Origin of the sequence: Bacillus sp. FSL M7-1020 (assembly GCF_038050415.1) — a bacterium.
In the GTDB taxonomy this organism is placed as follows: domain Bacteria; phylum Bacillota; class Bacilli; order Bacillales; family Bacillaceae_G; genus Bacillus_A; species Bacillus_A toyonensis.
Genome location: NZ_JBBOTW010000001.1, coordinates 4,179,081 through 4,198,011, shown reverse-complemented (window position 1 = coordinate 4,198,011; position 18,931 = coordinate 4,179,081). Strand labels below are relative to the sequence as shown.

The following is an 18,931-nucleotide window of genomic DNA, read 5'->3' as shown; positions in this document are numbered from 1 at the left end:
TGAATCCATGAATAGACAATTATATTGAGGGGGGACCTGTTTTCTAGTATGATGAGAATAACGGGGAAAATACTAGGATGAAGAAGGTTTCAAGTCTATAACTTGGAGGAAAAGAATGAACAATCGTATTTTAGTAGTTGATGATGAGGAATTTATCTTAACTTTAATTGAATTTAATTTACAACAAGCTGGTTTTGAAGTTATAACAGCGATGGATGGAGAAATGGCGCTTCAAAAAGCGACAACAGAACGTCCGGATTTAATTATATTAGATTTAATGCTTCCAAAAATGGATGGTATGGAAGTTTGTAAAGAATTACGATTGCAGCGTGTTATGACGCCGATTTTAATGTTAACAGCAAAAGATGATGAATTTGATAAGGTGCTAGGTCTTGAACTTGGGGCGGATGATTATATGACGAAGCCATTTAGTCCAAGGGAAGTTGTTGCTCGTGTGAAGGCGATTTTACGTCGTACGAAATTACAGCAAGAAGAGCAAGTTGCAGAAGCGCCAGATGAAGATAGCATCCTAATTGCAGACCTTAAAATTTTACCGGAGTTTTATGAGGCTTATTTCCAAGGAAGAAAGCTTGAATTAACCCCAAAAGAATTTGAACTACTTGTTTATCTTGCGAAAAATAAAAGTCGCGTGTTGACGCGTGATCAATTATTAAGTGCTGTATGGAATTATGATTTTGCTGGTGATACACGAATTGTTGATGTTCATATTAGCCACTTGCGCGATAAAATTGAAAAAAATACGAAAAAACCGACGTACATTAAAACGATACGTGGTTTAGGATATAAATTAGAGGAGCCAAAAGGGGATGAATAAATTTCGTTCCAGGCTTCTTTTTACATTTGTTTCTCTTATTGTGTTTATTTTAGTTGGACTAGGTTTACTGTTAGAAACCGTGTTTGAAAACTATTATATAGATCATGCGAAAGAGAGAATGGTAAAAGAAACAGGATATGTTGCGGTATTAGCAGAAGAACAAGGTTTTGAGGATGTTTTAAAAAGGCCGTATGTATTTGAAAAGTTAGAAGAAAAAATACCAGCTTCTATTATATTTGTAGATGAAAAAAAGAAAGTTCAATATGGCAAAGGGCAACAATCTGCATTTAGTCAAGAGATGATTAAAGAACTTTCTGCCGAAACAGCGAAACAACGAAATAAAGTCATTACGAAAGAAACGGATCAGAAGAATGAATTTTATCATGCGGTGTTCGTTCAAGATGTAACAGGGAAACAAGGATACATTTTGGTGAAAAGTACAATTGAGCCTTTGAAAGATGTTCATCAAAAAACGTGGGGATTATTAATTATCGGATTTGTTATCGCTTGTCTTGTAGTCGTGTTTTTAGGTATGAAAATTACAGGGCAATATATTAGGCCAATTGAATCAGTTACGAAAGTTGCGATTGAATTAGCGAAGGGAAATTATAAAGCACGTGCTTATGAAAGTCATTCGGATGAAACAGGAATGCTGAGTAAAGCGATTAATATTTTAGCTCGTAATTTACAAGAGATGACACTCGAACAAGAAATGCAACAAGATCGTCTGCATACGTTAATCGAAAATATGGGAAGTGGAATGATTTTAATTGATAGCCGCGGTTATATAAACCTTGTAAACCGTTCTTATAAAGAGACTTTCCACGTAACAGATGAAGAGTATTTAGATCGCTTATATTATGAATCGTTCCATCATACAGAAATTATTGAGCTTGTGGAAGAAATCTTTATGACAGAAGTGAAAGTGCGTAAACAAATGCTATTGCCACTTGGAATTGAGCGAAAGCATTTCGAAGTATATGGAGCGCCGATTATCGGGACGAACCATGAATGGAAAGGGATTGTTCTCGTATTCCATGACATAACAGAGTTAAAGAGATTAGAACAAATGAGAAAAGACTTTTTAGCCAATGTTTCTCATGAACTAAAGACGCCAATTACTTCTATTAAAGGTTTTTCAGAAACGCTCTTGGATGGAGCGATGGATAATAAGAAATTCTGCGAACATTTCTTACACATTATTTTAAAAGAAAGTGAACGCATGCAAGGGTTAATTGAAGATTTATTAGATTTGTCAAAGATCGAGCAACAAGGGTTTAAATTAAATATGGAAACCGTTGATATGAAGGGAATTCTTGAAGATATTCATATGGTGCTTGACAATAAAGCAGGCGAAAAAGAAATCTCTTTACAAGTGAATGTATTAAAACGTGTCTCTGTCATTGGAGATCCTGGTCGTTTGAAACAAATCTTTATTAATTTAATTAATAATGCAATCGTATATACACCGGCTGGAGGCGTTGTTTCTGTTGAATTAGCAGAAGATAAATACAATGCTTATATAAAAGTATCTGATACTGGAATTGGCATTAGTAAAGATGAAATCCCACGTATTTTTGAACGTTTTTACCGAGTGGATAAAGCGAGAAGTAGAAATACTGGTGGTACAGGTCTTGGATTATCGATTGTAAAGCATTTAGTTGAGGCACATCACGGTACAATTACTGTGGATAGTGAAGTTGGGGAAGGGACAACATTTACAGTTGTTTTACCGAAATCGGCAACTGAAAAATAGGATGAAGGATATTTACAATATATTAACAATGGCTTAATTAAATATTAATAAAGCTCTGTTAATATAATACATGAAAACCCCTTCATCCAAGGAGTAATTTTGGACGAGAATAGTTATGCTGTTCTCGTCACTTCCCTTTATGCCAATATAAGTTTGATATATATGAAAGAAAAAACCGTTATTTTTCTTCTCTCTATTAGTCATGTTAATATAGAGAGAGGAAAGGAACGGTTTTTTTCTATGTGAAAATCGTTTCAAATTTGTATGGGGAGGTTTCTATTGTGGAAAAAAAAGTCGTATTAGTAGATGGTAATAATATCGCGTATCGTGCTTTCTTTGCACTACCGCTTTTAAATAACGACAAAGGTATACATACGAACGCAATTTACGGTTTTACAATGATGTTAATGAGAATATTAGAGGAAGAAAAGCCAACGCATATGCTTGTTGCGTTTGATGCAGGAAAAACGACATTCCGTCATAAAACGTATAGCGAGTATAAAGGAGGACGTCAAAAGACTCCACCTGAGTTATCAGAACAATTCCCGTTTATTCGTGAGATGCTTGATGCATTTAATGTACCGCGTTATGAACTAGAAAATTATGAAGCGGATGACATTATGGGGACGTTAGCGAAAGAAGCGAGTGAGCAAGGGTTTCATGTTAAGGTTATTTCAGGAGATAAAGATTTACTTCAACTTGTTTCTGATAATACGCTTGTATGTATACCTCGAAAAGGGATTACAGAAGTAGATGAATATACGAAAGAAGCTTTATTTGAGAAATACAGTTTATCACCAAAGCAAATTATCGATATGAAAGGTTTAATGGGGGACCAGTCAGATAATATTCCGGGTGTACCAGGAGTTGGTGAAAAAACTGCAATTAAATTGTTAACGCAATTTGAAACGGTTGAAGCAGTGTATGAAAATATCGATCAAGTAAGCGGGAAGAAATTAAAAGAAAAACTAGAAGCGAATAAAGAACAAGCTCTTATGAGTAAAGATCTTGCAACTATTATTACAGATGCGCCGATTACAGTGCATGTGGATGATATGGAGTATAAAGGATATGAAGCAAGTGATGTGATTCCAATGTTCGAGAATTTAGGATTTACATCTCTTTTGAATAAATTAGGTGTTACGCCAGAAGAAACAGCTCCAGCTGAATTAGATGATATTACATTTGATATTGTGGAAGAAGTTACAGAAGAAATACTTCAGCAAGATAGTGCACTTATTGTAGAAGTACAAGAAGATAACTATCATAAAGCGGACATTCAAGGTTTTGGTATTCAAAATGAAAATGGTTGCTACTTTATTCAGACAGACATAGCTCTTGCATCCGAGGCTTTCAAAGCATGGCTTGCAAATGGAGAAATGAGAAAGCATACATTTGATGCGAAGCGAGCTATCGTTGCACTCAAATGGAAGGGTATAGATATTCAAGGAATCGACTTTGATTTATTAATTGCTGCTTATTTACTTGATCCAGCTGATACGGATAAAGATTTCCGTACTGTAGCGAAAATGAAAGAAACGCATGCCGTGAAATCGGATGAAGAAGTTTATGGAAAAGGTGCGAAGCGTGCTGTTCCAGAGCTAGAAGTAGTAGCGGAGCATGTAGCTCGAAAAGTGCATGTATTATATGATGTAAAGCAAACGTTCTTGGAAGAATTAAAAAAGAACGAGCAATATGAATTGTTTACAGAGTTAGAATTACCACTTGCACGTGTACTAGCTGATATGGAAGTAAAAGGTGTAAAAGTTGATACGGAGCGCCTTCGTAATATGGGAGAAGAACTTGCGGGTAGATTAAAGGAAATGGAACAGGAAATTTATAAGCTTGCGGGAACAGAATTTAATATTAATTCACCGAAGCAACTTGGGGTTATTCTGTTTGAGAATTTAAACTTACCAGTTATTAAAAAGACGAAAACAGGTTATTCTACGTCAGCTGATGTACTAGATAAACTTATGAATCATCATGAAATTATTCCAAACATTTTACATTATCGTCAGTTAGGGAAATTAAATTCAACTTACATTGAAGGTTTACTAAAAGTTGTACATGAAGATTCATCGAAAATTCATACTCGCTTTAATCAAGTTTTAACACAAACAGGTCGATTAAGTTCAACAGATCCGAACTTGCAAAATATACCGATTCGATTAGAAGAAGGAAGAAAGATTCGTCAGGCATTTGTTCCATCAGAAGAAGGATGGATTATGTATGCGGCCGATTATTCACAAATTGAACTTCGTGTATTAGCTCATATTGCAAATGATAAAGGGCTAGTTGAAGCGTTCCAACATGATATGGATATTCATACGAAAACAGCTATGGACGTATTCGGTGTTGGAAAAGATGAAGTAACTTCGAATATGAGACGACAAGCGAAAGCTGTTAACTTCGGAATTGTGTATGGTATTAGTGATTACGGTCTTTCACAAAACTTAGGAATTACAAGAAAAGCAGCAGCGGAATTTATTGAAAAGTATTTAGAAAGTTTCCCTGGTGTACAAGAATATATGGATGACATCGTAAAAGATGCGAAACAAAAAGGGTATGTGGCTACCTTATTAAATCGTCGCCGTTACATTCCGGAAATTACGAGTCGTAATTTCAATTTACGTAGCTTTGCTGAACGTACAGCTATGAATACACCAATTCAAGGTAGTGCTGCAGATATTATAAAGATAGCTATGATTATTATGGCAGATCGTTTAGATGAAGAAGGATTACAAGCGCGTCTTCTTCTGCAAGTACACGATGAATTAATCTTTGAAGCACCAAAAGAAGAAATTGAAAAATTAGAGAAGCTTGTACCAGAAGTAATGGAGCATGCAATTGAACTCGCAGTTCCACTGAAAGTTGATTATTCTTACGGTCCAACTTGGTACGACGCAAAATAAGGAAGTGATGAAATGCCTGAATTACCAGAGGTTGAAAATGTCAGACGGACACTCGAAAATCTTGTAACAGGAAAAACGATTGAAGATGTTATTGTTACGTATCCAAAAATAGTAAAACGACCAGATGATGCGGAAATCTTTAAAGAAATGCTCAGAGGCGAGAAAATTGAAACGATAAAGCGAAGAGGTAAGTTTTTGCTTTTATATGTAACGAATTATGTTATCGTTTCACATTTGCGTATGGAAGGAAAGTTTTTACTGCATCAAGAGGATGAGCCAATTGATAAGCATACGTACGTCCGTTTCTTATTTACAGATGGAACTGAATTACATTATAAAGATGTGAGAAAGTTTGGTACGATGCATCTCTTTAAAAAAGGTGAAGAGTTAAATCAAATGCCTCTTGTTGACTTAGGTCCAGAGCCATTTGATGCTGAATTGACACCACAGTATTTACAAGAAAAATTGCAAAAGACAAATCGTAAAATAAAAGTCGTATTATTAGATCAGCGTCTTTTAGTAGGGCTTGGAAATATATATGTAGATGAAGTTTTATTCCGTTCTCATATCCATCCAGAGCGAGAAGCTGCATCTTTAACGCAAGAAGAAATCGAAAGAATTTACGAAGCAATTGTTACAACGCTAGGCGAAGCAGTGAAGCGAGGCGGAAGCACAATTAGAACGTATATGAATTCGCAAGGGCAAATTGGTTCATTCCAAGAACTTTTAAATGTATATGGGAAAAAGGGAGAACCATGTGTAACTTGTGGCACGATATTAGAAAAAACAGTTGTTGGCGGAAGAGGGACGCATTATTGCCCAATTTGTCAGCCTAGAATATAGAAAAGAGATAACATCGGATAGGCATTTGTCATATACATACAGCAGAGCTATGTATAAGGGAGGAGCTTACCGATGTACCTTTATTTATCTCTTATTTTATTAGCTTTTACATTAAGCTTAGATAGCTGTAGTGTAGGGCTGACATATGGTTTGAGAAGCGTAAGAATTCCACTAAGATCAATTATAATTATCGGAATCTGTTCAGCGGCTGTTATGCTTGTTTCAATGGGAATTGGACATATGATTGCGAAAATATTTTCACCTGTTATCGCAACGCGTATCGGTGGGCTTGTTCTTATTGGAATAGGGATTTGGGTATTATATCAATTTTTTCGGAGTGATAAAAAGGAAGAACCGAAGCAAGAAGAGAAGGTTTGGAAACTAGAAATTGCTTCACTTGGGTTAGTAATTCAAATTTTACGGAAACCGACTGTTGCAGATTTTGATAAATCGGGAACTATTTCTGCAGGAGAAGCGCTACTTCTTGGTATCGCACTTTCCGTGGATTCGTTTGGTGCTGGAATTGGTGCATCTTTATTAGGTTATGCACCCGCTATGATGGCAATATTAGTTGCAGTTATGAGTTCTTTATTTTTGTTTATTGGAATGAAGCTGGGTACAGTTTTATCGAATATGAAATGGTTACAAAAATTTACATTCCTGCCTGGGGTATTACTCATTATTATTGGAATTTGGAAAATGTAAGTATGGGCGTGGAACATTAGTTTCGCGCCTTTTATTATGAGGAGGAGAAGTATTATGACAGTGGTAATTGGATTAACGGGAGGAATTGCAAGCGGAAAAAGTACGGTATCAGAAATGTTTCGTGGGCTAAGTATACCGGTTATTGACGCAGATGTTATTGCAAGAGAAGTTGTAGAACGAGGAAAACCAGCATATAACAAAATAGTAGAAGTATTTGGAACGGAAGTGTTACAAAAAGATGGAGAACTGGATCGGCCGAAATTAGGAAATGTTGTTTTCTATAATGAAGAAAAACGATTGCAGTTAAATAAAATTGTTCATCCTGCAGTACGTGAGGAAATGAATGCACAAAAGGAAATGTACATAAAAGAAAGTATGCAAGCGGTTGTGTTAGATATCCCTCTTTTGTTTGAAAGTAAATTAACAAGTCTCGTTGAACACGTTTTAGTTGTAGCTGTCACGCCTGATACGCAATTAAAACGTTTAATGGAGCGAAATAATTTTTCGGAAGAAGAAGCAAAAGCACGTATACAATCGCAAATGCCGTTAGAAGAAAAAGTGAAGCATGCGGATGAAGTAATAAATAATGATGGCACAATTATGGGAACGAAAACACAATTACAGGGAATTTTAAAGAAATGGAACATTATTGACTAAAAAATTGTGAAATTAATGAAAATGCTTAGTGACATATCCCCTTTTTGTGTTATACTATTATTGGGATTGGAGATAAATAGTATAACGCATTCAAGGGGGATAACATATTATGACTCGTGTGGCAATTAATGGATTTGGACGTATTGGGAGAATGGTATTTCGTCAGGCAATAAAAGAAAGCGCATTCGAAATTGTAGCAATCAATGCAAGCTATCCATCTGAAACGTTAGCACATTTAATTAAATATGATACAGTTCACGGCAAGTTTGACGGAACAGTAGAAGCATTTGAAGATCACTTATTAGTTGATGGGAAAATGATTCGCCTTTTAAACAACCGCGATCCAAAGGAATTGCCTTGGACAGATCTAGGTGTTGAAGTTGTAATTGAAGCAACTGGTAAATTTAATTCAAAAGAAAAAGCAATTCTTCACGTTGAAGCTGGAGCGAAAAAAGTTATTTTAACAGCGCCTGGTAAAAATGAAGATGTAACAATTGTAGTTGGTGTGAACGAAGACCAATTAGATATTACAAAACATACCGTTATTTCAAATGCATCTTGTACAACAAACTGTTTAGCGCCTGTTGTGAAGGTGTTAGATGAGCAGTTTGGAATTGAAAACGGTTTAATGACGACTGTTCACGCTTATACAAATGACCAAAAAAATATTGATAATCCACATAAAGATTTAAGAAGAGCACGTGCTTGCGGACAATCAATCATTCCGACAACGACGGGTGCTGCGAAAGCGCTAGCAAAAGTTCTTCCGCATTTAAACGGAAAACTTCATGGTATGGCACTTCGTGTACCAACACCAAACGTGTCTCTTGTTGACTTAGTAGTAGATGTAAAACGTGATGTGACAGTTGAAGCTATTAACGATGCATTCAAAACTGTAGCAAACGGTGCGTTAAAAGGTATTGTAGAATTTAGCGAAGAGCCTTTAGTATCTATTGACTTTAATACAAATACACACTCAGCTATTATTGATGGCTTATCTACAATGGTAATGGGTGATCGTAAAGTAAAAGTACTTGCTTGGTATGATAACGAGTGGGGCTACTCTCGTCGTGTTGTAGATCTTGTAACGTTAGTTGTTGACGAATTAGCGAAACAAAAAAATGTGCAACATATTTAAGTGAATAAGGGAGAGGGCAAGTGAATATTGCCCTCTCTTTTTTTATTTTTTTCTGAAAAGGAAAAAAATTATATGAGTATATTTTGGAAAGTGGACATACCACGAAGCGTTGTTATTACTGTATTTGTGAATCATTTCTTTTTTTTAGGGAAAAGTAAAGAGGAAAATATGACAGAAAATCGAAAAAACTGTTGTTGCAAAATGAAAATAAACAAAGTATACTAACACTCGTAAACTTAAGAGCTGAGGTACGTAGTCACTACTTAAAGGGTTAGGACCTCTCTGGACTAACTTTCCCCCGTGGTAGTGGAGCAAGCCAAATTGCAAATTAGTTTTCAATTCGAACAGTTAGAATAAATTTACAAGGGGGAACTGTAGAATGGATACTATGGATACAATGGGTCGTCACGTGATCGCTGAACTTTGGGATTGCGATTTCGACAAGCTTAATGACATGCCGTATATTGAACAATTATTTGTGGATGCAGCACTAAGAGCTGGTGCTGAAGTGCGTGAGGTTGCTTTCCATAAATTTGCACCACAAGGTGTAAGTGGAGTAGTAATTATCTCGGAATCACATTTAACAATTCATAGCTTTCCGGAGCACGGTTACGCAAGTATTGATGTTTATACTTGTGGGGATCGTATTGATCCAAATGTTGCTGCAGAATATATTGCAGAAGGTTTAAACGCGAAAACGCGTGAGAGTATCGAGCTTCCTCGAGGCACTGGTAGCTTCGAAATTAAGCAGAGAGAAACAAAAGCTCTTTAAAAAAGAACATAATTGATTTAAAATGTAAAGAGGTGTATAATGCACCTCTTTTTTAGTTTATAAAAAAGGAAAAACATAACGTGTTCATTAGTTAGTTAAATGGAGCTCTCACACATAAGTTAGTGCTACATCTACCATCTTATTTTGTTGGGAAAATAGATGATGAAATCATGTATTTAAACTTAGAGTGGTAAGAGCATTAGAATGAGTTATATAATATTGTATATATATTTTTACGTGAATGAAGTAGAGAAAAATAAAAATCAAATTGTAAGGGAGTGAATGAATTGCGTTGTCCATCCTGTTCTCATAATGGCACAAGAGTGTTAGATTCGCGTCCGGTAGACGAAGGGCGCTCTATTCGAAGAAGGAGAGAGTGTGAAAGTTGTTTAAGTCGCTTTACGACATTTGAAAGAGTAGAAGAGTCACCTCTGATCGTTGTTAAAAAAGAAGGCACACGAGAAGAGTTTAATAAAGAAAAGATTTTACGCGGTTTAATTAAAGCATGTGAGAAAAGACCAGTATCTTTAAGACAATTAGAGGAAGTAACACAAAGTGTGGAACGTGAACTTCGTAATTTAGGTATATCAGAAGTGAAAAGTGATATGATTGGTGAAATTGTTATGGAAGAACTTCGTGATATCGATGATGTTGCTTACGTACGCTTTGCTTCTGTATATCGTCAATTTAAAGATTTAAATGTATTTATTGAAGAATTAAAAGATATACTGCAAAAAGAAAGAGAATAGAAGCTGTATTCAATTCTCTTTACATACTGTAAGTAATGAGGTAAGAGAGCTAGAAGCGTAAGCTAATAGCTCTTTTTCGCTAATAATCATTTTGTTCATCCCAAAATGATTATTAGCCTTCACCAATCGGGCATTTACGGGAAGGTATCTCCTGCCAAACTTCCGTGCATTCGCCGAATTTTGATGCGGGAGTCTTACTGCCCGCAAATAGCGAGATAAAATATATAATGAAGATAGAACGAATGAATTAGAGGATAGATTGGATGAGAGAAAGGAAAAGCAAGAATGCAAAAACAGTCATGGATGGAGCTATTGCCGATTGATCGTTATAAAGTAAGTACGAAAGGACTACTACATAATTACGACCGAAAAGTGTTAACGATGTTGTATCAGCCGTTAATAGGTAGTAGAGCTTTTAGCTTGTACATGACGCTATGGGGGGCATTAGAGCAAGATCGTGTATTTGGAAAAGAGAATACACATCATTCCCTTATGGTGACCATGCAAATGCAACTTCCCGAAATATATGAGGAACGAGTAAAGCTAGAGGCAATTGGGCTTTTAAAGGTATATATTAAGAAAGAAAAAGATATTCGAATGTTTATATACGAATTGCAACCACCTTTATCTCCAAAGCAGTTTTTTGATGATATTGTTTTAAGTATCTTTTTATACAATCGATTGAGTCGGACAAAATATAATCAAGTAAAACAATATTTCTTAGAAGAAGAATTTGATTTTGCTTCTTATGAAAATATTACACGTTCTTTTAATGAGGTGTTTGATTCGTTTAATCCAGGACAGCTTGAGCATGCGCAAGAAGAACTCCGTATTCCAAAAGCGACAATGATGCCAAATAATGAAAAGGGAGATGCTCCTAAAGTTTGGAACGATTTCTTTGATTTCTCCTTATTTGTAGACGGATTGTCCGCTCTTGTTCCTAAAAAGGCGATTACAGATCAAGTGCGAGAATGTGTCATTACACTTGCTTACGTGTATGGTGTGGATGTGTTATCGATGCAAAATATCGTTCTTGGTGCGGTGACAGAGATGCAAACAATTGATATGGAAAGGCTTAGAAAAGGAGCGCGCGATTGGTACCAATTCGAAAATGGTCAAGCGTTACCAATATTAAGTGAAAGAGTACAGCCACACGCTGCACGTACGATGAAAGAGAAAGAGCCTTCATCGCAAGAAGAGATGCTTATAAAACAATTAGAAGAAATCTCACCAAAACAACTATTGAAAGAGATTTCTGGTGGTGCAGAGGCGACGAAAGCGGACTTGCAAATTGTTGAGGATGTTATGATCAATCAAAAATTAACGCCAGGAGTTGTGAATGTACTTATTTATTACGTTATGCTACGCTCAGATATGAAACTTGCGAAAACGTATGTGGAGAAGATTGCTGGGCATTGGGCTCGTAAAAAGGTCGGTACAGTAGCTGAAGCAATGGCGCTAGCAAAAGAAGAAAACCGTCAATACCAAGAATGGGCTGAGACGAAGAAAAAAGGTCGTACAGCGAAGAAAACAGTACGAAAAGAAATGGTACCAGATTGGTTGAAAGAAGAGCCGAAAGAAAAAGAAACTGTGAAAAATGATGTAGGTGCGGAAAAAGATACAAGTACGTTAGAAGATGAACGAAAACGACTAGAAGAAGTGTTGAAAAAATATAAGCGTGATTAATAGAAGAGAATGAACGCTCTTTGAGGTGAGAAAATGGAGCATATTCAAAATTCATTTACAAAATTAATGGAAAATGAAAATTTTAAAAACAGATATGAAGTATTAAAGGCGGAAGTGATGGCACATCCGCGTGTGAAAGAATTTATAGACGAGCATAAAGGCGAAGTAACGACTTCTATGATTGAGCGCAGTCTTGTGAAGCTATATGAATATATTGGACAATGTGTAGGTTGTTCAGATTGTCCGGATCTAGGGACATGTAAAAATATGCTGCAAGGATATGAACCGAAGCTCGTTATCCAAGGTAAGATGATTGATATTCAATACGATCGTTGCATTAGAAAAGTAGCATATGATGAGAGAAAAAAATATGAAAAACTCGTTCAAAGTGTATATATGCCAACGGATATTTTACAGGCGACTATGGAAAATTTAGACCCTTCAGAGTTAAATGCACGTATTGATGCAATTGGTGCAGCGAATGAATTTTTAAGCACATATGAACCGGGTAAAAAAGTACAGGGGCTATATCTTTACGGTAAATTTGGTGTAGGGAAAACATATCTTTTAGGGGCGATTGCGAATGAGCTTGCTCGAAAGAAAATAAGTTCCATGCTCGTATACTTCCCAGAATTTTTACGTGAAATTAAAAGTTCGATTCAAGATAATTCAATTGGAGAAAAGATTGATGCGGTTAAACGGGTACAAGTTTTAATGTTAGATGATATCGGAGCGGAAGCGATGTCTAGTTTCGTACGTGACGATGTACTCGGTGCAATCTTACAATTCCGTATGCTAGAAAACTTACCAACGTTCTTTACGTCTAATTTTGATTTCAAACAGTTGGAACATCACTTAACGTATACACAGCGCGGTGAAGCAGAAGAAATGAAAGCGGCCCGTATTATGGAACGAATTAAATATTTAGCGAAACCAATTACAATCGGTGGGAAAAACCGCCGTCATAAGTAAAGAGCAAGCTGAGAAGCTTGTTCTTTTTTTGTTTTGAATGCTTTTCAGCGTAGTCGAATTGTAAAATGAACAGTTCTTATGGAAAATTCATAGTAGCTTGTATCATTTTTTTCTCCCTCCCTTAATATATATAAAATTAGCAAGCCATATCGAGTGGATTTTCTAACGAAAGGAAATGCAATTCTACTAAGAGTGAACTTCCACGGGCCAAACTCTTATAGGATTTGTAACGTATAGATACAATCCTTTAGAGCGGGGATAAAAGGGGGGACAAAAGTGATTGAAATTTGCTTCGAAGAAAAAAATGATGCTATGCACGTATATAAACAACTACTGAAAAGGGCGGAAGTGTTATATAAAGAAACGAGTGTATATTTACAGGAACAAAAAGTTGTAATTCACATACCAGTATGTGAATCACACTATATTGAAAAGATTTTATTGCCAGTCATGGTATATTTCATTGTGAATGTGAAACAAAATGAGTGGATTTATACAATTTTAAAAGAAAAGTTTTTTTATGAAGAACAAGAAGAGTGTCATCAAATATTGCATATAGCACAAGAAGTTTTAAAGGGAAGAAGAAAAGGGGTTGCTCGTGAGTTAACACGTTACACATTTGAATCGTATATTAAGTCTTCTTTAAATAATTGGCTTTGTGATCCGCTCTCATTCTCGTTTTCATCATATGTTCGTTTTCGTCTTCGTACATATAGGGAAATGGTAGCTAAGCTTACTGAAGTGGCAATTGATGAGTATAAGATGGAACAAGAATATCAAATGTTCATTGAGACGCTCCGGCAACAAGTTAGTAATCGAAAGTCACGTTTGTCCTGTATGCATCTTATTTTTGATGAAAGTTTTATTTTCTATGATGATAAAGGTAGACGTTTAAAACAGGAGAAATTGGTCCAATATATAGATGAAGATTTGCTAAAGCAAAAAGATGTATATATTGATACAAAAGTAATTGCACCACTTCTTTCTATTTCACCGAAAAAAATCTATTTGTATACGAAAGAACAAGACCATAATATGATTATTACTTTGCGAAACGTATTTCAAGAACGGATACAAATACACGGATTACATGAGTTTGAACGCAATGTGAAAAATTTAAAAAATAAAGGTAACGCCCTTGATTTTCTAAGTTTTTGAGCATATAATTACCTACATAAATGAAATATATTGAAATGTCATGATGAGGACATGAGTAGTTTTCTACGATTTTCAGAGAGGGAAGCCTTAGGGTGTGAGCTTCCTAGTACGGGATTATTACTTACCACCTCTAAACTTTAGCAGTGAACGATTTTTTTAGTAATTGCTAACGGACAACACCGTTATGTTGAACTTGAGCAATTAACAATCATGTTAATTGGAACAAGGGTGGAACCACGAATTCAACACTCGTCCCTTTTTACGGGATGAGTGTTTTTTATTTTGAGAAAAAGAGGAGTGACCAGTGATGGCAGATGTAGTTAAAATTACTTTCCCTGATGGAGCTGTGAAGGAGTTTCCAAAAGGCGTAACAACTGAAGAAATCGCAGCTTCTATTAGCCCAGGCTTAAAGAAAAAAGCTGTGGCTGGAAAATTAAACGATGAGATGATTGATCTTGTTACACCAATCGAAGAAGATGGTGCAGTTTCTATTATTACATTAGATTCTGAAGATGGCTTATACATTTTACGCCATTCAACAGCCCACCTTTTAGCACAAGCGTTAAAACGTTTATATAAAGATGTTAAGCTTGAGCTTGGCATTGGCCCAGTAATCGAAAATGGCTTCTACTACGATATTGATATGGAAGAAGCAATTACAGTTGAAGACTTCAAGAAAATCGAAAAAGAAATGCAAAAAATCGTGAACGAGAACTTAGAAATCGTTCGTCATGAAGTACCACGTGCAGAAGCACTTCGTCGCTTTGAAGAAATCGGCGATGAGTTAAAATTAGATTTAATTAACGATCTTCCAGAAGATGCAGTTATTTCAATCTATGAGCAAGGCGAATTCTTCGACCTTTGCCGCGGTGTTCACCTTCCATCTACAGGGAAAATTAAAGTGTTTAAATTATTAAGCGTTGCAGGTGCTTACTGGCGCGGCGATAGCAATAATAAAATGCTACAACGTATTTACGGTACTGCATTTGTTAAGAAAGCAGAATTAGATGAGCATTTACGTATGCTTGAAGAAGCGAAAGAGCGCGATCACCGTAAATTAGGTAAAGAATTAAAACTATTTACTAATAGCCAAAAAGTAGGACAAGGTTTACCACTTTGGTTACCAAAAGGTGCAACGATCCGTCGTATTATCGAGCGTTACATCGTTGATAAAGAAGCAAGCTTAGGCTATGATCACGTATACACTCCAGTACTAGGAAGCAGAGAGCTATATGAAACTTCTGGTCACTGGAATCACTACCGTGATGGTATGTTCCCATCAATGGAAATGGATAATGAAGAGTTAGTTCTTCGTCCAATGAACTGCCCTCACCACATGATGGTTTATAAAAACGATATTCACAGCTACCGTGAATTACCAATCCGTATTGCGGAACTTGGAACAATGCACCGCTATGAAATGTCAGGTGCGTTATCTGGATTACAACGTGTACGCGGAATGACTTTAAACGATGCGCACATTTTCGTACGCCCAGATCAAATTAAAGAAGAGTTAAAACGTGTTGTAAACTTAACTCTAGAAGTGTACAAAGATTTTGGTTTAGAGAACTATTCATTCCGTCTATCTTATCGTGACCCAGCAGATACTAAAAAGTACTATGCTGATGATGAGATGTGGGAAAAAGCACAAGGTATGTTAAAAGAAGCTATGGATGAAATGGGTCTTGATTACTACGAAGCTGAAGGTGAAGCGGCGTTCTACGGTCCAAAACTTGACGTTCAAGTTCGTACTGCTCTTGGAAAAGACGAAACACTTTCAACTGTACAATTAGACTTCTTACTTCCAGAACGCTTTGAATTAGCTTACGTTGGTGAAGATGGAAAACAACATCGTCCAGTTGTAATTCACCGTGGTGTTGTATCAACTATGGAACGTTTCGTAGCATTCTTAATTGAAGAATACAAAGGTGCATTCCCAACTTGGTTAGCTCCAGTTCAAGCGCAAGTAATTCCAGTTTCTCCGCAAGTGCATTTAGACTATGCGAAGAAAGTACAAGATGAATTGCGCCGTGCTGGTATTCGTGTTGAATTAGATACTCGCGAAGAGAAAATTGGTTACAAAATCCGTGAAGCACAAATGCAAAAAATTCCGTACATGCTTGTAGTAGGTGACAATGAAGTAACTGAAAATGGCGTAAACGTACGTAAATATGGTGAACAAAAATCAGAAACAATCGCATTAGATGCTTTTGTTGACATGATTAAAGTAGAAGGAAAAAGATAAGAAAAGCCGCGGTATACCGCGGCTTTTCTTTTTAATATAAAAGAGAAAAACTAGAAAAAATAACCATGTAACTCTTATCATAAAAAAGTATTGCATGTATGCTAGTTGTTTGTTACAATATTTCTTGTTGTTAGTAAAACACATCGCGTCTTCTTGACAGACGTCATGTCCTATGATAAACTCATCAAGGATAATAGAATATTGTTTTGTGGAACAAGTAGAAGCACCCGCTTCTCACCTGATGGACGCATTCGCAGTTAGCAGGTAAATGTATTTCTTACTTAAGATTTTACAAGTGTGGGTGTCGTATGCCCGCACTTTTTTTGTCGGGTTCTATGACTACAAAATATGTTCTGAGAAAACCTTGGAGGTGGCTTACTATTAGCAAGGATATGATGATTAACGAGCAAATTCGTGCACGTGAAGTACGTTTAGTTGGCGCAAATGGCGATCAACTTGGAATCAAGTCTCGTAATGACGCTTTAGACTTAGCTGCAAATCTTAATCTTGATTTAGTATTAGTTGCTCCAAATGCGAAACCGCCAGTATGCCGCATTATGGACTACGGTAAATTCCGCTTTGAGCAACAGAAGAAAGAAAAAGAACAGCGCAAAAATCAAAAAGTAATTAGCATGAAAGAAGTTCGTTTAAGTCCAACAATTGATGAACACGACTTTAACACAAAACTTCGTAATGCTATCAAGTTTTTAGAGAAAGGCGACAAGGTTAAAGCGTCAATTCGCTTTAAAGGACGTGCCATTACTCATAAAGAAATCGGTCAACGTGTTTTAGATCGCTTCTCAGAAGCTTGTGCTGAAGTTAGTACAATTGAATCTAAGCCTAAAATGGAAGGACGTAGTATGTTCTTAGTTTTAGCACCGAAAAACGATAAGTAATAGATAGAGGAGGAAATACCTATGCCTAAACAAAAAACTCATCGCGGCGCTGCAAAGCGTTTCAAAAAGACTGGATCAGGTAAACTGAAACGTTCTCACGCTTACACAAGCCATTTATTCGCTAACAAATCTACAAAAGCTAAACGTAAACTACGTAAAGCTGGTGTAGTAAGCGCTGGTGACTTCAAACGCATTCGTCAAATGCTTGACAACTTAAAATAAGTTCGGCTGATATATAGAACAATTAGGAGGTAATATTATGCCAAGAGTAAAAGGTGGTACAGTTACTCGTCAACGTCGTAAAAAAGTTATAAAATTAGCAAAAGGTTACTACGGTTCTAAAAATACATTATTCAAGGTTGCTAACCAACAGGTTATGAAATCTCTAATGTATGCATTCCGTGACCGTCGTCAAAAGAAACGTGACTTCCGTAAATTATGGATCACACGTATCAACGCAGCAGCTCGTATGAATGGTCTTTCTTACAGCCGCTTAATGCACGGTTTAAAAAATGCTGGCATCGAAGTTAACCGCAAGATGCTTGCTGACTTAGCTGTTCATGACGAAAAAGCTTTCGCTGAATTAGCAACAGTTGCAAAAAACAACATTAACTAATTAATTAGTTGAAACCTTAGAAGAATTTTCTTCTAAGGTTTTTTGTTTGTTTTCAAAGAGAAGTTTGAAGTGAATGAAGCTCTAAAGATTTATGGACGCATCGTTATCGATATGACAAAATCAACATAAAAACTATAGCGATATAGAAGAATATGCATATGAAGTTAGGAGAATTCTCCTGGCTTTTTTCAATTATGCTCGTTTGGAAATAAGAGTATCTTTCCTAGCCGAAACGACACTGCTATAATGGAAAGATGATATGGAACTTTCATCAGATGAACAATATACGAGCGATGACTGAAACGTATTTGTAAATTAAGGACAAGCTATTTTATAAAGAGGTAGATAGCTGACTTATTCATAAGAACTGAAACATAATAATGAACTTTGAGATGAAACAACATTGTTGCATAAAATGCGATGTTGGAGGAGGACAATAGAATGGACTTACTACAACTATTTAAATTACAAAAAGAATTAGATGACCGTATTGCAAAAGAACATGACTTACAACCGAAAAAGTTGTTAAAAGAAAAAATGCTAGCTCTTCTTGTAGAAATTGGAGAACTTGCAAATGAAACACGCTGTTTTAAATATTGGAGCAATAAACCAGCATCAGAACGTGAAGTAATATTAGAAGAATACGTAGATGGTTTGCATTTTATTTTATCAATCGGAATCGATTTAGGTATTGATAAAAACTTCTTATTCTATAAATGTGCACAAACGAATAAAACACAAGTGGAAATTTTCTTAGACACATATGCGAAAGTAATTCGTTTTACAGATCAACCATCTATCACGAACTATATTGAATTATTTACAAGCTATCTTCGACTTGGACAAGCACTTGAATTTGAACAAGAAGAAATTGAAAAAGCGTATTTAGATAAAAATGAAGTAAATCATCAGCGTCAAACACAAGGATACTAATTTAATTTTTGAATATTTCAATTTCCTTTTGTATAATAAGGTGACTGAAGAAAAA

17 protein-coding genes and 2 other annotated features are annotated in these 18,931 nt (G+C 36.0%); all 17 genes read left to right on the top strand.

The features are described from left to right. Nucleotides 1-115: 115 nt before the first annotated feature. The 17 genes from phoP to MHB70_RS21400 all read left to right on the top strand — a co-directional run bounded on the left by phoP (nt 116) and on the right by MHB70_RS21400 (nt 18,876). Entirely contained in the window at nt 116-835 is a 720-nt protein-coding gene (phoP, locus tag MHB70_RS21480) for a two-component system response regulator PhoP (RefSeq protein WP_001065218.1), read from the top strand. Next, the gene (gene phoR / locus MHB70_RS21475; protein WP_001032137.1) at nt 828-2,591 is read left to right on the top strand and encodes a sensory box histidine kinase PhoR; all 1,764 of its coding nucleotides are present in this window, start codon (nt 828-830) and stop codon (nt 2,589-2,591) included. Before phoP ends, phoR begins: the two co-directional genes overlap by 8 nt. Nucleotides 2,592-2,872: 281 nt before the next feature. Then, on the top strand, nt 2,873-5,506 hold the full coding sequence (gene polA, locus MHB70_RS21470) for a DNA polymerase I (RefSeq protein WP_061529682.1): 2,634 nt from the start codon (nt 2,873-2,875) through the stop codon (nt 5,504-5,506). A 12-nt stretch (nt 5,507-5,518) separates the two neighbouring features. Next, on the top strand, nt 5,519-6,349 hold the full coding sequence (gene mutM, locus MHB70_RS21465) for a DNA-formamidopyrimidine glycosylase (RefSeq protein ID WP_061529681.1): 831 nt from the start codon (nt 5,519-5,521) through the stop codon (nt 6,347-6,349). Between the two features lie 72 nt (nt 6,350-6,421). After that, nucleotides 6,422-7,054 carry a sporulation membrane protein YtaF gene (gene ytaF, locus MHB70_RS21460; protein ID WP_000281731.1) on the top strand — a complete coding sequence of 211 codons (633 nt, stop codon included), beginning with the start codon at nt 6,422-6,424 and terminating at the stop codon, nt 7,052-7,054. A 54-nt stretch (nt 7,055-7,108) separates the two neighbouring features. Beyond that, entirely contained in the window at nt 7,109-7,711 is a 603-nt protein-coding gene (coaE, locus tag MHB70_RS21455; protein WP_061529680.1) for a dephospho-CoA kinase, read from the top strand. 109 nt (nt 7,712-7,820) lie between these two features. Then, nucleotides 7,821-8,849, top strand: coding sequence for a glyceraldehyde-3-phosphate dehydrogenase (locus MHB70_RS21450; protein WP_000198973.1), 1,029 nt, complete (start codon nt 7,821-7,823; stop codon nt 8,847-8,849). A gap of 388 nt (nt 8,850-9,237) precedes the next feature. Then, nucleotides 9,238-9,621, top strand: a complete 384-nt coding sequence (gene speD / locus MHB70_RS21445; RefSeq protein WP_002003660.1) for an adenosylmethionine decarboxylase — start codon at nt 9,238-9,240, stop codon at nt 9,619-9,621. Nucleotides 9,622-9,908: 287 nt separating this feature from the next. Beyond that, on the top strand, nt 9,909-10,370 hold the full coding sequence (gene nrdR, locus MHB70_RS21440; protein WP_001203687.1) for a transcriptional regulator NrdR: 462 nt from the start codon (nt 9,909-9,911) through the stop codon (nt 10,368-10,370). A gap of 285 nt (nt 10,371-10,655) precedes the next feature. Next, nucleotides 10,656-12,056 carry a replication initiation and membrane attachment family protein gene (locus MHB70_RS21435; protein ID WP_001171837.1) on the top strand — a complete coding sequence of 467 codons (1,401 nt, stop codon included), beginning with the start codon at nt 10,656-10,658 and terminating at the stop codon, nt 12,054-12,056. A 33-nt stretch (nt 12,057-12,089) separates the two neighbouring features. Next, nucleotides 12,090-13,028 carry a primosomal protein DnaI gene (gene dnaI, locus MHB70_RS21430; RefSeq protein WP_000400118.1) on the top strand — a complete coding sequence of 313 codons (939 nt, stop codon included), beginning with the start codon at nt 12,090-12,092 and terminating at the stop codon, nt 13,026-13,028. 276 nt (nt 13,029-13,304) lie between these two features. Continuing rightward, nucleotides 13,305-14,186 (top strand): putative sporulation protein YtxC, encoded by an 882-nt coding sequence (gene ytxC / locus MHB70_RS21425; protein WP_000569605.1) that lies wholly within the window; start codon nt 13,305-13,307, stop codon nt 14,184-14,186. A gap of 31 nt (nt 14,187-14,217) precedes the next feature. Then, nucleotides 14,218-14,446: a binding site (T-box leader), on the top strand. 47 nt (nt 14,447-14,493) lie between these two features. Further along, on the top strand, nt 14,494-16,431 hold the full coding sequence (gene thrS, locus MHB70_RS21420; protein ID WP_000786076.1) for a threonine--tRNA ligase: 1,938 nt from the start codon (nt 14,494-14,496) through the stop codon (nt 16,429-16,431). Nucleotides 16,432-16,640: 209 nt separating this feature from the next. Beyond that, nucleotides 16,641-16,761, top strand: a sequence feature (ribosomal protein L20 leader region). Nucleotides 16,762-16,823: 62 nt separating this feature from the next. Beyond that, complete coding sequence (infC, locus tag MHB70_RS21415) at nt 16,824-17,327, top strand: translation initiation factor IF-3 (protein ID WP_000973214.1); 504 nt, start codon at nt 16,824-16,826, stop codon at nt 17,325-17,327. A 21-nt stretch (nt 17,328-17,348) separates the two neighbouring features. Continuing rightward, a complete protein-coding gene (gene rpmI / locus MHB70_RS21410) occupies nt 17,349-17,549 on the top strand; it encodes a 50S ribosomal protein L35 (protein ID WP_001125945.1) in 201 nt (66 codons plus the stop codon). A 37-nt stretch (nt 17,550-17,586) separates the two neighbouring features. Beyond that, on the top strand, nt 17,587-17,943 hold the full coding sequence (rplT, locus tag MHB70_RS21405; protein ID WP_001138362.1) for a 50S ribosomal protein L20: 357 nt from the start codon (nt 17,587-17,589) through the stop codon (nt 17,941-17,943). 441 nt (nt 17,944-18,384) lie between these two features. Next, nucleotides 18,385-18,876 carry a dUTP diphosphatase gene (locus MHB70_RS21400; protein ID WP_000365050.1) on the top strand — a complete coding sequence of 164 codons (492 nt, stop codon included), beginning with the start codon at nt 18,385-18,387 and terminating at the stop codon, nt 18,874-18,876. Nucleotides 18,877-18,931 lie beyond the last annotated feature (55 nt).

Bases quoted from the DNA above. Each gene is read 5' to 3' on its own strand.
- rplT (WP_001138362.1), top strand. From the start codon at position 17,587: ATGCCAAGAGTAAAAGGTGGTACAGTTACTCGTCAACGTCGTAAAAAA.
- thrS (WP_000786076.1), top strand. From the start codon at position 14,494: ATGGCAGATGTAGTTAAAATTACTTTCCCTGATGGAGCTGTGAAGGAG.
- MHB70_RS21435 (WP_001171837.1), top strand. From the start codon at position 10,656: ATGCAAAAACAGTCATGGATGGAGCTATTGCCGATTGATCGTTATAAA.
- MHB70_RS21400 (WP_000365050.1), top strand. From the start codon at position 18,385: ATGGACTTACTACAACTATTTAAATTACAAAAAGAATTAGATGACCGT.
- coaE (WP_061529680.1), top strand. From the start codon at position 7,109: ATGACAGTGGTAATTGGATTAACGGGAGGAATTGCAAGCGGAAAAAGT.
- ytaF (WP_000281731.1), top strand. From the start codon at position 6,422: ATGTACCTTTATTTATCTCTTATTTTATTAGCTTTTACATTAAGCTTA.
- infC (WP_000973214.1), top strand. From the start codon at position 16,824: ATGATGATTAACGAGCAAATTCGTGCACGTGAAGTACGTTTAGTTGGC.
- MHB70_RS21450 (WP_000198973.1), top strand. From the start codon at position 7,821: ATGACTCGTGTGGCAATTAATGGATTTGGACGTATTGGGAGAATGGTA.
- speD (WP_002003660.1), top strand. From the start codon at position 9,238: ATGGATACAATGGGTCGTCACGTGATCGCTGAACTTTGGGATTGCGAT.
- phoP (WP_001065218.1), top strand. From the start codon at position 116: ATGAACAATCGTATTTTAGTAGTTGATGATGAGGAATTTATCTTAACT.
- phoR (WP_001032137.1), top strand. From the start codon at position 828: ATGAATAAATTTCGTTCCAGGCTTCTTTTTACATTTGTTTCTCTTATT.
- rpmI (WP_001125945.1), top strand. From the start codon at position 17,349: ATGCCTAAACAAAAAACTCATCGCGGCGCTGCAAAGCGTTTCAAAAAG.
- mutM (WP_061529681.1), top strand. From the start codon at position 5,519: ATGCCTGAATTACCAGAGGTTGAAAATGTCAGACGGACACTCGAAAAT.
- dnaI (WP_000400118.1), top strand. From the start codon at position 12,090: ATGGAGCATATTCAAAATTCATTTACAAAATTAATGGAAAATGAAAAT.